A 13,093-nucleotide genomic window follows, 5' to 3' on the forward strand; every position below is an offset into this window, starting at 1 on the left:
AGCGCCAGCGAGGGGGTGACGTCACCCCCTCGCTGGCGCTCAGGGTTCGCCCAGGCCATTCACTTCCGCGCCGCGAGGTACGCGAGGAGGTCGCGGATTTCCAGGTCGGTGAGGTTGTCGAACAGCCCCTCGGGCATGATCGACACCGCCGACGCCTTCACGTCCACCGCGTCCGCGGCCGGCACCTTGAACCGGTTCCCCTTGTCGTCGATGTACTCGGACACGTCGAGGTTTGTGCCCACCAGCAGCCCGGTGACGGTGCGGCCGTCGGCCGTCTCGATCTTCCACGCCTGGTAGTGCGGGGCGACGACGTTGCTCGGTTGAAGGATCGACTCGACGACCCACCGGCGCTCGGTGCGGCCGATGAGGCTCAGGTCCGGGCCGACGTTCGCGCCGCGCCCCTCGACCTGGTGGCACTTGTAGCACCCGGCGAGTTTCGGGTGCTCGAAGACGCGCCGCCCGGCCTCCGGGTCGCCCGGCCCGTCGACGCGCTTGAGCCACGATTCGACGTCCTTCGCCGCGGGCCGGCCGGCGTTCACCGGCTTGCCCAGCACGCGGGCCACGAGCTGTTCGGTGTCGGGCTTGTCCTTGGCGAGCGCCGCGAGCTTCTCTTGCTGTGCCGGGGTGAGCTTCGCTTGCACGAGCGCCCGCAGCGCTTCCTGCGACAGTGACACGTCGGTGTCACTCGCCAGTCCGATCAGGAAGTCGGCATCGGCACCGTTCAGAGCGGCGAGCGTGACGAGCGCCTGCGCCCGCACGACGGACGATTGCTTCGCGTCCTTGGCGATGGCCAAAACTGCGGGCGTCGCCTTTGGGTCGCCGCGGTCCTTGAGCGCCCGCAGCGCCTCGACGTGGAACGCCGCGTCGTCGTGCTTGAGCAGGTCGAGAAGTTGGTCGGTGGTGAGCTTCTTGTGCGTCGCGGGGACGGCCCGCAGCGCCATCAACTGCGTCGCGGGTGCGGCGGCCTTGTCCTTGAGCCGGTCGAGGAAGTAGTCGGCGAGGCTGTTATCGGTCGCGGGCTTGTCGTCGAGCCGCGCGAGTGCGGTGCTCAGCCCGATGAACTCCCGCGGGTCGAGCTTCGGGTTCTTGAGCATCTCGACGATCTGCGGCCGGAACTCGGCGAGCTTCTCGTCCGCCACCCACTTCACCGCGAGGAACCGCACGTCGGGATCGGCGTCCTTGAGGAAGTCGCTCAGCTTGTCGGGGCCGGTCTTCTTGCCCGACGCCCGCCACGCCAGCAGGAGGCCGATCCGCTGCCTGGGGTCGGTCACCGCCTTGTGGTCGGTGAGCGCGAGGAGGCCGGGAATCTTGGAGAGCCGCTCGACGGCGGCGTGCCGCAGGAACGGGTCCGCGTCGCCGAGGAACTTCGGCAGCGTGGTCTGGGCCGCGTCGCCTTTCATGCCCGCGATCGCAGTGGCCCGCACCGCCGAGTGACCGTTCTCCGTCGCGAGCTTGGACACGTCCCCACCGCGCGCGATCAGCCCCCGCACGGCCAGTTCTCGAAGGCCGATCGACTCTTCATCGTTTTTGGCGATCGACGCGAGATCGGGCCGCGAGTCGTTGGCGTCCACGAGCGCCGCGAGTGCCACGGCCTTCGTGACGACGGCATCGGTGGCGAGTTGTGTGAGGAGAATTTCGCGACCCGCGTCGTCCTTCGCCAACATGTGGGCCGCGGCCTCGCGGGTCTTGCGGTCGGCGCAGTGGAGCGCGTCCTTCGGCTCCTTCGGGCGGGCGGCGGGTTTCGCGTCCTTCGTGCGGACGTGCCAGATCGCGCCGCGGCCGTGCAGCGGGTAGCTCTTCGATCCCCAGTCGGTGACGAACAGCGAGCCGTCTGGCGCGACCGTCAGGCCGGATGGGTAGAACTCTTTCCCGCCCTGGATGAACGGCTTGCGGTCGGCCCCGAAGCTCGCGCCACGCTGCTTCAACTCGTAGCGCTCGACGCGGTGGTCGGCCCACGCCGGTACGAGCAGGTTGCCGAGGTATTGGGCTGGTAGGCCGTCCGACTCGTAGCTGATGACCTCGCACGGCGACTCGCCCGTGCCCGCGACCATCGGCAGCGTGCCCGGGAGTTCGCCGTTCCACGCCTGGAACGGGTGCCGGCCGGCGCGGCCGTAGCGGAACTGGAACCCGTAGTCGCCGCCCTCCACAACGTGCAGCAGCCGGCACGGCGGCGAGGCGTCCGGGTCGTTATCGACAACGAACAGCCGGCCGAAGATGTCGCGGCACGAGCCGAACGGGTTCCAGAACCCGGTCGCAACGCGGCGGAGCTTCTTCCCGTCGGCGGTGATGTGGTAGACGTTGCCGCCCTCGCCGCCGCCGGTGAGCGTGCCGTCGGCCCCGACGAGCTTGTACGGCTCGCCGAGGTTCTCGCCGATGCCGAACGTGAGGTCGCCGCGGGAGTCGAACGACAGCCCGCACAACCCGTTATGCGGGTAGTTCCCCTTCGTGTCGAGACTCGCGATGCGGGTCTTCTCGTCGGCGGTGCCGGTGCCCTTCGTGTCGCGCAACCGGATGATCTCGTTCCGCGTGGCGACGTAGACCGAGCCGTCCGGGTGAACGGCGAGGTCCATCGTGAACGTCGTGCCCTCGAAGAACGTGGTGATCTTGTCGGCCTTCCCGTCGCCGTTGGTGTCCTCGAACATGCGGATGCGGTCGGCCTTCGGGCCGGCGTAGTTCGCGGGGCGGAAGTGCGTGTGGCTCTCGACCACGAGCAACCGGCCCTTCGCGTCGAAGTCGAGCGCGATCGGGTGAACGACGTCCGGCGCGGCGGCGAACAGCTCGACCGTGAGCCGCGGGTCGGCGGACTTCGGCCCCTCTAGTGCCTGCTTCGGCGGCTGTGCGGCCGCGGCGCTCGCGAACAGGAGGACGCCGGCGAGGGACAGGCAGGCGTGCATGGTACTTACCGTGGTGGGGTGCGATGCGGGTTCGTCGGAGGGGCAGCGGCCCGGGTTCACCGCATACAATCTACCCGAACCTCCCTCCCGAGACCCGCCCCATGATCCGATTCGCTCTCGCGCTGCCGCTCGCCGTTCTCGTCGCGGTCGCGGCGGCCCCGGCCCAGCAGAAAGGCCCAACGGTCCCCGACACGGTGACGTTCGAGGCCGGCATCGAGTACACGAACCCCGACGACCAGCACCTGCAACTCAACATGGCGCGGCCCAAGGCCGGCGACGGGCCGTTCCCGTGCGTGCTGTTCATCCACGGTGGCGGGTTCCGGGCCGGGAAGCGCGAGGGGTACGACCAGCAGATCGTCCGCATGGCCGAGCGGGGGTACGTCGCGGTCACGGCGTCGTACCGGCTCGCGCCGAAGTACCCGTTCCCGGCCGCAATCCACGACACGAAGGCCGCAGTCCGGTGGCTCCGGGCCAACGCCAAGAAGTACCACATCGACCCCGAGCGCATCGGCGTCACCGGCGGCTCGGCCGGCGGGCACCTCGCGCAGTTCCTCGCGGTCACCGGCGACGTGAAGGAGTTTGAGGGGACCGGCGGGAACCCCGAGCAGTCGAGCAAGGTGAAGTGCGTCGTGAACGTGTACGGCCCGAGCGACTTCACCAAGTCTTACGGCAAGAGCGTCGACGCGGCCGAGGTGCTCCCGCTGTTCCTGGGCGGGAACCTGGAGGCGGCCCGTGCGGCGCACATCAAGGCGAGCCCGCTGTACTGGGTGACGCCGAACGCCGCGCCGACCCTGTGCATCCACGGCAGCGAGGACAAGTACGTCGCCCACGAGCAGGCCGTGTGGCTCGTGGACAAGCTCAGGGCCGCGAACGTCGAGGCCGAACTGGTCACGCTCGAAGGGGCCGGGCACGGGTTCAAGGGGAAGGACGCCGAGGCCGCCGAGAAGGCGCTGGTCGCGTACTTCGACAAGCACCTCAAGGCGAAGTGAAGTCGGGAAGCGATGGCACGCGGAGGACGCGGATCAAAGCGGGATTGAAATCTGATCAGACAAGATCGCTGCTGATCCTCTTGATCCTGGCTCTGATCCGCGTCCTCCGCGTGCCATCGCTTGGTGCCTTTTCCGCACTGGAGCCGAACGAATGCAACCCAACGGTAAAGTCGCGGTCGTCACCGGGGCCGGGTCGGGGATCGGGCGGGCCGCGGCGCTCGCGCTGCTGCGCGAGGGCTGGGCCGTTGCGCTCGTGGGCCGCCGGGCCGACGCGCTCGACGCCAGCGCCGCACTCGCACCAACGGGCGCGCGGCACCTGTGCGTGCCCACCGACGTGAGCGACCCCGTCGCGGTGAAGCACCTGTTCCGGCTGACCGTCGAGGCGCTCGGCCGGGTCGACCTGCTGTTCAACAACGCCGGCATGGGCGCACCGCCGGTGCCGCTCGAAGACCTCACCGTCGAGAAGTGGCGGCAGGTCGTCGACGTGAACCTGAGCGGGGTCTTCTACTGCATCCAGGAAGCGTTCCGGCAGATGAAGGCGCAGTCACCGAGGGGCGGGCGGATCATCAACAACGGCTCGATCTCGGCGCACGCGCCGCGGCCGAACTCGGCCCCGTACACCGCGACCAAGCACGCGGTCACCGGACTCACGAAGGCGGCGGCGCTCGACGGCCGCAAGTACGACATCGCCGTCGGGCAGATCGACATCGGCAACGCCGGCACCGAGATGACCGCCCGGATGAAGGACGGGGTGATGCAGGCCAGCGGCACGGTCGCGGCCGAGCCGACGATGGACGTGGAGTGCGTGGCGAAAGCAGTGGTCTACATGGCCGGGTTGCCGCTCGACGCGAACGTGCTGTTCATGACCGTGATGGCGACCCAGATGCCGTTCGTCGGCCGGGGGTAGGGACGGGTCAGAACCCGGCCTGTGCCAACCGCCGGACGATGCGGCCGTAGTCGGGGGCGATGCCGGGCCACCCGCGGCGGCGGGCGTACCGGTTCGGCCAGTTGACGAGGTTCAGGTGGTCGCCGGACCACACCTCGCTGTGCTCGCCCCACGCGGCGCTCGCGACCGACACGACGCCGTCGTTCGGCCCCTCGGCCTTCAACACCACGGAGAACGGCAGGAGCCACTCCGGCCCGAGCAGCGAGCGGTCGCAGTCGCCGGCCACCGAGTAGTACCGCACCCCGGGCGCGTCGGGCACCTCCTCGTTGAACCGGCGGCACCCGTCGGTCGTGAGGTCGAGGAACGCCTGGTGCGGGATGCCGAGCCACTTCAGCAGCGGCAGCACGAGCCGCGCGAACCGGCCCACGCCCCAGTCGGCGAACGTGCTCCCGCGGTGCGGGGTGCCCACGGTGGTGACCGACAGCACGCGGCCGGCCATGCCGAGCCTCGCAGTCATGTACCGGGCGTCGAGGCCGCCCATGCTGTGCCCGACGAGGTGGAACGGGCCGGCCGGCACGTGGGCGTCGATGTACCGCTTCAGGTCGGCGGCCCGCCGGGCCACGCCGTCGGTCGGGCTGACGCGGGCGACGACCACGCGGTTCCCGGCCGCTTCCAGCAACTCGGGGACGCCGGGGAAGTAGTTCCGCAGGACGTGCCCGCACGCCGCCACCCGGTTGTACCCGCCCAGCCCGGGGGCGAGCACGATCGGGGCGGTTAACTGGGGAATGAGCGGTTCGGTCGCGATCACGTCCTTGACCCCACAGCGCCCGCGGCCCGTTGTAACGGGCCGGCTTTCGCGTACACCGTTTTTGTGCGACCGGGTGGCACCACCCGGCGTAATCAAACCACCATATTCCCTTCACGAGACCCACGCAATGACCATTCCCGTCGCGCAGCCCGGAAAGACCCGCATCGGCTGGATCGGCACCGGCGTCATGGGCCGCTGGATGTGCCAGCACGCCATGTCGAAGGGGTTCACGGCGACAGTTTATAACCGCAGCGCCGACAAGCTCCAGCCGCTCCTCGACCTGGGGGCGAGGGCCGCCAAAACGCCGAAGGAAGTCGCCGAGCAGTCCGACGTGGTGTTTGCCATCGTCGGGTTCCCCAAAGACGTCCGCGAGGTGTTCCTCGGGACCGACGGCGCGCTCGCCGGCTCGAAGCCGGGCACCGTTCTCGTGGACATGACGACCAGCGAGCCGTCGCTCGCCAAGGAGATCTACGGGGCGGCGAAGGGGAAGGGCGTGGCGGCCCTCGACGCGCCGGTGTCGGGCGGCGACGTGGGCGCGAAGAACGCGGCCCTTTCCATCATGATCGGCGGCGAGAAGGACGTGGTCGCGGCCGTGCAGCCGGTCTTCGAGGCGATGGGCAAGACGATCGTCCACCAGGGCGCGGCCGGGGCCGGGCAGCACACGAAGATGGTGAACCAGATCCTCATCTCGTCGAACATGATCGCGGTGTGCGAGGGGCTGCTGTACGGGTACAAGGCCGGGCTGGACCTGGAGACGGTGTTCAAGAGCGTGAGCGTCGGCGCGGCCGGGAGCAAGGCGCTGGAGGTGCTCGGGCCGCGGATGCTGGCCCGGAACTTCGAGCCCGGGTTCTACGTCGAGCACTTCATCAAGGACATGGGCATCGCGCTGGCCGAGGCCGAGGCGATGAACCTGTCGCTGCCGGGCCTCGGGCTGGCGAAGCAACTCTACGAGGCGGTCCGCGCCCAGGGCATGGGCCGCAAGGGCACCCACGCCCTGCTGGTGGCCCTGGAGACGCTCAACAACGTCAAGCGGTGAGGTCCGGGACGGGTGGCGCGGTCGGGCGGGTCCCGCGTGTGCCGCCGGCGGTGACGCCCGGTGCGGATTGTGGGATTGAGAACGCTTCCGTCCGCACCGGGTGCCCCCACGCGGCCGAACGTCCTATGCCGGCGCGGTATACTACTGGCTGCACCGGCCCGCAAGACCCGCCACCCCGAGTCGCCCCCATGCCCCGCCCCTGGTGGATTCGCTCCGTCGCCCGCACCCTCGGTCTCAACCCCGCGTCGCTTCGCGGCCCGGTTCGGGCGTACCGCCCCCAGCTCCAGACGCTGGAGGACCGCGCGACCCCCGCCGTCGTGACGTACGACAACCCTGCCAACCCGACGACCATGTCGATCGAGCTGGACGCGGACCGGGAACAGTTGAGCATCCGATCGATCGGGAGCAGTACCGTCCGCTTCACCGTCGACATCCTCCCAGAAGAGGGCATCGGCGGCGGACAGTCTTCGTTCGCGGGGGATGAAACCGGCCACTCGTTCGATCTGGTCGTCGATAGCGTTCCCGTCCAGGTCTCGATTATCGACGCACCGACCATCACCGGCGGGGTGGTGAATTTCCTCGACAGCGGCGCGAACGCCTACCCGGCGATGCCGACGACCATCGTTCTCGACAACGGCTCCCGCGGCATCCAGTTCACCGGGAGCACGGACTTCGGCCCCTCCGCGCTCTCGGTCACCGGCGACACCACGATCAGTTTCAGGGCGGTTGATTCGGGAGCCGCCCACCTCTCGACGACCGCCGACCTCCTGCTCGCGGGCGACCGGCTCGACCTGCAGACGTTCGGTGCCAACGCCTCCACCATTAACGCCGGCACGGCGACTGTCCGCATCCGCCCGGCGTCGTCCGGCCAGGAAATCAACATCGGCGGCGGCGACCTGGCCGGGTTCCTGGGCCTGACCGACAACGAACTCGACCGGATCACCGCCGGGGCCATCGAGATCGGCAGCGCCACCGCCGGCGGCGCGAAGATTACCGCCCCGATCAGCCCCGCGAAGACCTCCAACATTTCGATCACGACGGGCAAGAGCCTGTACCTCGACGAGACGTTCCCCGGCGGGTCGGCGATCACGGTCGGCAAGTTGACCCTCTCCACCGGAACCGGAGCGGGGATCGAGTACGTCGGGGCGACGAAGCTCCCGGTCGTCACCCCGATCCCCATCGACGTCGACAACCTGGAGGCCACCGGTGCCGGCAGTGTGTACGTCGCGAACACCGGGAACCTGACCATCGGCGGGGCGAGCGCGGCCGGCGGCATCGATGTCACCGGGACCGGCGCGGTCGTCAGCGTGGCGACCACCGGCACCCTCACGGTGAACGAGGCGTTGAAGGCCGGCGGGAGCATCGCACTGGAAGCCACCGGCACGATTACGGTCAGCAGAGGGGTCCAGGCCACCGGTGACGTCGCCCTGACGGCGACGGGCGGCACGTCCGACATCGTCACCCAGGGCGGGGCCGACAACGCCGTCGCGTCCGGCGGCGGAACGGCGACGCTCCGCGCAGGCCGGCATCTGACCCTGGGCACGTCGAGCGCCTGGGGCGACGTCAGCGGGGAGGGGCTCGTTCTGGAGGCGGGCGGCGACATCGTCCTGGACAACACGACGTTCGCGGAGGCCAACGGCGCGGCGGGGCTCCGGGTCACCGCGGGCGGCGACGTCAAGATCCTCCACGCGATTAGGGGCGGGTCGATCCTCAACAGCAACTCGCCCGGGGCCAACGTCACCATCACCACAGGCCCGGGCAAGTCGTTCATCCTGGACCAGGGCCGCGACGGCGGCGTCGGGGCCAGCACGGATGGGGACATCACCATCAACTCGGACAACATGGTCCTGTCGTCCGGCCGCATGGGCAACTCGGGGACGGGAACGGTCACCCTGAAGCCGAGGACCGCGGGCCGCGCGATCAGCCTCGGGGCCGAGACCGCCGACCAACTCAGCCTCCTCCAGGCGGAACTCGACCTCGTCACGGTCGCGTCCCCGGTCACGGACATCCGCCTGCAGATCGGCGACGCGACCGCCGGCGCGATCACCGTCGCGGCCGACCTGACCCGGCCGGTCCCGACGCACCTCACGCTGGCGAGCGGCGGGACCATCAGCCCCGCGACGACGGCCGCCGGGGCGATCGACACGAACGGCGGGTCGCTGACGCTCGCGCCGGGCACCGGCGGGTACACGCCGGTCCGGTCCGGGACCGACGCGACGGCCCTAACCGCCTCGTTCGCCAGCGGCAGCGACCTGAGCATCGTGATCGACGGGACGGCGGAAGCCACCGACTACACCCAGTTCGTGGCGTCCGGGACCGTGGACCTCACCGGCGTCGGTCTGGTCCTCTCCGGGGACTACAGCCCGGTGTTCGGCGACGTCTTCACCGTCGTCTCGGCGGCCGACGTCGACAACGAGTTCACCGGGCTCGCCGAGGGGGCCATGGTCTCGTTCGGGGGCCGGCTCCTCCGGGTCCACTACACCGGGACGGCGGTGACGCTGACGGTGGTTGACGAAACGGCACCCGACACGCAGATCCTCACCGGGCCCACGGGGCTCACGAAGAACCCCACGCCGACGTTCACCTTCTCGGGCACCGACACCGAGAGCGGGGTGACGGAGTACCGGGTGAGCATCGACGGCGGGAAGCCCATCGTCGTCACGGGACCGTCGTTCACGACCCGGATGCTGGGCAACGGCCCGCACACGATCTCCGTCGCGGCCGTCGACGCGGAGGGCAACGTGGACCCGACCCCCGCGACCGCCGCGTTCACCGTGGACGCGACCCGGCGGTTCGACATGAAGGCGAACTCGATCGGGAAGCAGTCGGCCGGGTGGGACCGGGTCATGCCCGGGACTAAGTACAGTGCGGCGACTGGGTACGGGTGGGCGACGACCGGGAACGTGGGCGGGTCCACGGGCGGCCGGGTGCCCGCGGGCGGGGACGCGGCGGTGCTCGGGGACTACGCGTACGGGCTGACCCCGGTGGCGTTCAAGGTGTTCGTGGGGGCCGGGCAGGCGGCGACCGTCACGGTCCACACGTACGCGGCCCCGACCCAGGGGCTCCAGGGGGTCCGGGCCGCGGCGGCGGGCCCGGGCGGGACCACGCAGACGTTGCGCGGGAACGGGACCGTGACGGTGAGCGGGACGGCCGGGGCCGACGGGGTGCTTACGGTCACGTTCAGCGTGGCCCCGGGCTCGTCCCTGTGGATCGTCAACGCCGTCGAGGTCACCCCCACCGTCCCCGTGTGAACCGATCCTGGTCGGGGGGGGCCGCACAGGCACACCCCCGCGCTGCTGAAGGCCCGGGTGACGATCAGCAGCGCCACGCGTCGAGCGGGGTGCGGTTGTTCGCGTGGTGGCGGACGGGCCGGGAGCGGCCCGCGAAGATTCGCCCCGGCCGGCGGCCCGGCGCTTGCCCCGGTCCCGGCCCCGACGATACTACGACCGTCGAGTCACCACGCGGTGGTCCGGACCGGCCCTCGCCCGTCCGTCCCGGCGGCCGCCCCGGAGCCGCCCCATGCCCGTTCGCGCCGCCGTCCGCCGCCTGCTCACGTCCGCGTTCCGACCCGCAGCGGCCCCCGAGTCCCGGCGGCTGAGCCCCCTCGGGGCCGCCCTCGAGCAACTCGAGGACCGCGCCACGCCCGCCGTCACCACGTCGTTCGCCGACGGTCTGCTCACCGTCACCCTCGGGGCCAGCGGGGACACCGCGACGGTCACCGGCACGGCGGCGGCGGGCACCAGCATCAGCGTGTCCGGCACAGGGTATTCTGGCGAGGCGTTCTCCAACGTGTCCGCCATCAACGTCGGGGGCACCGGCACCGGCCAGTCGGTCCTGGTGACCACCTCCGGCGGCAGCGTCGCCGTCCCGGGCGACCTGACCGTCGCGGTGGGCGGGTCCGCCCAACTCGGGGCGTCGTCCGCCGACGCCATCACGGCCGCACGCGTTGCCGTCACCGCCACCGGGGCGGTGGCCGTCAACGGGGTCGTCACCGCTACGGCGACCGTGGCCGTACCGCCGACCGCCGGGCCGCCCCCGGGGCTCCCGGGCGGCGGATTCCCCCTCCCGAGCTTCGCCGTCCAGTCCGCCACGACCGGCAACGGGTTCGTCACGTTCGGGGCCGGGTCCCGGGTCAACGCCGACGCCCAGTCGTTCCGGGCCGGGACCGGGGCGTTCGGGGCGCTGGCACAGGTCGAGGTGGCAAACGGCTCGTTCCGCGACCGCGCCGGCGCGGCCGCCCCCGCGGCGTTCTGGTACGCCCAGGACTCGACGATCGCCGACGCCGCGATCCCCGACGTCTCCCAGTTCGGGGGGGCCGTCCCGGCGTACTACGCGCTCAACTCGACCGACGCGTTCCTCTTCGTGTCCTCGGCGGCGAAGGTCGCCGGGTCGCACCTGACGCTCGCGTCGGCCGGGGGCACCCTCGTCTCCGCCCCGCTCGCCGTCGACTCGCTCCGCGCCTCCAGTATCAGCACCACCCTTCAGGGCGGCACGGTGACGACGACCGGGGCCGCGGGCCAGGTGTACGCCGGTGCGGTGACGCTCGCCGCTGACGCGACCCTCTCCGCCGGGGCCGGGCCGGTCACGTTCGCCAATTCGGTCTCGGGCGGGCACGCCCTGGCGGTGAACTCCTCCGGCGCGACGACGTTCGGCGGGCCGGTCGGTGGCACCCCGCTCGCGAGCCTGACGACGGACGCGGGCGGGACCACGGCGATCAACGGCGGGGCGGTGGCCACGACCGGCGCCCAGACGCTCAACGACCCGGTCGCGCTCGGGGCGGCGGCGACGGTCCTGACGGCGGCGACCGTGTCGTTCACCGACGACCTCACACTGGGTGGCTCCGCGGCGGCCGCCACCTCGGTCCTCCAGGTCTCGGGCGCGCTCACGCTCGGCAGCGGCACCACCCTCACCACCACGTTCGCGGGGCCGGCCGCGTTCGGCCGGGTCGCCGTCACCGGCGGGGCCGCGTACGGCGGGGCGACCCTGGCGGTGAACTACGCGGGCGGGTTCGTCCCGGACCCCGGGGCCGTGTTCCCGGTGGTCACCGGCGGGACGGCCGGCACCGGCCAGTTCGCCAACGCCGCGCCCCCGGTCGCCACCCTGGCCGGGGACGCCTACGGGGTCACCTACGCGGGGGGGCGCCACCGGGCGCGACTTCGTCCTCAGGCGGGCCGCCCCGCGGGCGTTCACCGGCGGCACCGTGGGGGCGTTCACCGTCCGGACCGCCGGCGCGTTCACGGTGGTAGCGACCGGGACCCCGGTTCCGGGCCTGACCGCGTCGGGGGCCCTGCCGCCCGGAGTGACGTTCGCGGACAACGGGGACGGCACGGGGACCTTCGCGGGCACCCCGACGGCGGTGGGCACGTACGCGGTGACGGTCGAGGCGAGCAACGGCGAGACCCCGGACGCGACCCGGGCCGTCACCCTCGTCGTGCGCCCGGGCGGCAAGTTCGACATGAAGGCGAACTCGATCGGGAAGCAGTCGCCTGGGTGGGACCGGGTGATGCCCGGGACCAGGTACTCGGCCGCGACCGGGTACGGGTGGGCCACGACCGGGAGCGTGGGCGGGTCGACCGGGGGCCGGGTGCCGGCGGGCGGGGACGCCCGGGTGCTCGGGGACTACGCGTACGGGCTCACCCCGGTGGCGTTCAAGGTGTTCGTGGGGGCCGGGCAGTCGGCCACGGTGACGGTGCACACGTACGCGGCCCCGACCCAGGGGAAGCAGGGGGTGCGGGCGTCGGTGGCGGGCCCGGGCGGGACCACGCAGACGCTCCGGGGCAGCGGGACCGTGACGGTGAGCGGGACGGCCGGGGCCGACGGGGTGCTGACGGTGACGTTCAGCACCGCCCCGGGTTCGTCCCTGTGGATCGTCAACGCCCTCGAGGTCACCCCCACCGTCCCCGCGTGACGCGAGCGGGCGCCGCGCCGCTCGATGCGTGGGAGTCGCTCGGCAGCGTGACGCGGCGGGGCCGGTTGTGCGCGTGGTGGCGGGCGGTCCGGGGGCGGCCCGTGCCCACCCGCCCCCGGGCCGGGGTCCGGCGGTTGCCGCGGCCCGGCCCCGGGCGATAATATTATGACCGTCGAGTCACCACGCGGCAATCCGGACCGGCCCTCGCCCGTCCGTACCGGCGGCCGCCCCACCGAGGAGCCGCCCCCATGCCCGTCCGCGCCGCCGTCCGCCGCCTACTCACCTCCGCGTTCCGACCCGCAGCGGCCCCGGCGACCCGCCGGCGGGCGAGCCCCCTCGGGGCCGCCCTCGAGCAACTCGAGGACCGCGTCACACCCTCGCTCGCCCTGATTTCCGACGGCGTGCCGCAGATCGGCAACGCCGATTCGGACCAGCCGTCGGTGTCGGCGGACGGGCGGTACGTGGCGTTCGCGAGCGGCGCCTCGAACCTGGTCCCCGGGGACACCAACGGGGCGGCCGACGTGTTCGTCAAGGACACGCAGACGGGCGCGGTGACGCGGGTCAGCACGACC

At 71.7% G+C, this 13,093-nt stretch carries 9 protein-coding genes and 1 pseudogene; 6 read left to right on the forward strand and 4 right to left on the reverse strand.

The window, feature by feature from the left end; translation table 11 throughout:
* Nucleotides 1-59: 59 nt before the first annotated feature.
* The gene (locus ACTIGN_RS10550; RefSeq protein WP_439623562.1) at nt 60-2,894 is read right to left on the reverse strand and encodes a PVC-type heme-binding CxxCH protein; all 2,835 of its coding nucleotides are present in this window, start codon (nt 2,892-2,894) and stop codon (nt 60-62) included.
* Nucleotides 2,895-2,995: 101 nt separating this feature from the next.
* Here ACTIGN_RS10550 and ACTIGN_RS10555 point away from each other — a divergent pair, with 101 nt between their 5' ends.
* Together ACTIGN_RS10555 and ACTIGN_RS10560 are read left to right on the forward strand one after the other, a co-directional pair.
* A complete protein-coding gene (locus ACTIGN_RS10555) occupies nt 2,996-3,883 on the forward strand; it encodes an alpha/beta hydrolase fold domain-containing protein (protein ID WP_439623564.1) in 888 nt (295 codons plus the stop codon).
* A 151-nt stretch (nt 3,884-4,034) separates the two neighbouring features.
* Nucleotides 4,035-4,790 carry an SDR family oxidoreductase gene (locus tag ACTIGN_RS10560; RefSeq protein WP_439623566.1) on the forward strand — a complete coding sequence of 252 codons (756 nt, stop codon included), beginning with the start codon at nt 4,035-4,037 and terminating at the stop codon, nt 4,788-4,790.
* Between the two features lie 7 nt (nt 4,791-4,797).
* On the opposite strand, the gene ACTIGN_RS10565 is transcribed toward ACTIGN_RS10560, so the two are convergent.
* Nucleotides 4,798-5,577 carry a lipase family alpha/beta hydrolase gene (locus tag ACTIGN_RS10565; protein WP_439623568.1) on the reverse strand — a complete coding sequence of 260 codons (780 nt, stop codon included), beginning with the start codon at nt 5,575-5,577 and terminating at the stop codon, nt 4,798-4,800.
* 127 nt (nt 5,578-5,704) lie between these two features.
* On the opposite strand from ACTIGN_RS10565, the gene ACTIGN_RS10570 reads away from it, so the two are divergent.
* Both ACTIGN_RS10570 and ACTIGN_RS10575 read left to right on the forward strand, forming a co-directional pair.
* The gene (locus ACTIGN_RS10570) at nt 5,705-6,613 is read left to right on the forward strand and encodes an NAD(P)-dependent oxidoreductase (protein WP_439623570.1); all 909 of its coding nucleotides are present in this window, start codon (nt 5,705-5,707) and stop codon (nt 6,611-6,613) included.
* Nucleotides 6,614-6,801: 188 nt separating this feature from the next.
* Nucleotides 6,802-9,864 carry a beta strand repeat-containing protein gene (locus tag ACTIGN_RS10575; protein ID WP_439623572.1) on the forward strand — a complete coding sequence of 1,021 codons (3,063 nt, stop codon included), beginning with the start codon at nt 6,802-6,804 and terminating at the stop codon, nt 9,862-9,864.
* 189 nt (nt 9,865-10,053) lie between these two features.
* Here ACTIGN_RS10575 and ACTIGN_RS10580 read toward each other — a convergent pair whose 3' ends face one another.
* Both ACTIGN_RS10580 and ACTIGN_RS10585 read right to left on the reverse strand, forming a co-directional pair.
* On the reverse strand, nt 10,054-10,725 hold the full coding sequence (locus ACTIGN_RS10580) for a hypothetical protein (protein ID WP_439623574.1): 672 nt from the start codon (nt 10,723-10,725) through the stop codon (nt 10,054-10,056).
* 369 nt (nt 10,726-11,094) lie between these two features.
* Entirely contained in the window at nt 11,095-11,568 is a 474-nt protein-coding gene (locus ACTIGN_RS10585; RefSeq protein WP_439623575.1) for a hypothetical protein, read from the reverse strand.
* A gap of 245 nt (nt 11,569-11,813) precedes the next feature.
* Here ACTIGN_RS10585 and ACTIGN_RS10590 point away from each other — a divergent pair, with 245 nt between their 5' ends.
* Both ACTIGN_RS10590 and ACTIGN_RS10595 read left to right on the forward strand, forming a co-directional pair.
* Entirely contained in the window at nt 11,814-12,521 is a 708-nt protein-coding gene (locus ACTIGN_RS10590; protein WP_439623577.1) for a hypothetical protein, read from the forward strand.
* Between the two features lie 248 nt (nt 12,522-12,769).
* Nucleotides 12,770-13,093 (forward strand): annotated as a pseudogene (locus tag ACTIGN_RS10595) (hypothetical protein); the annotation flags it as partial.

The sequence above is a fragment of the Gemmata sp. genome (assembly GCF_051859125.1).
Lineage (GTDB): Bacteria > Planctomycetota > Planctomycetia > Gemmatales > Gemmataceae > Gemmata.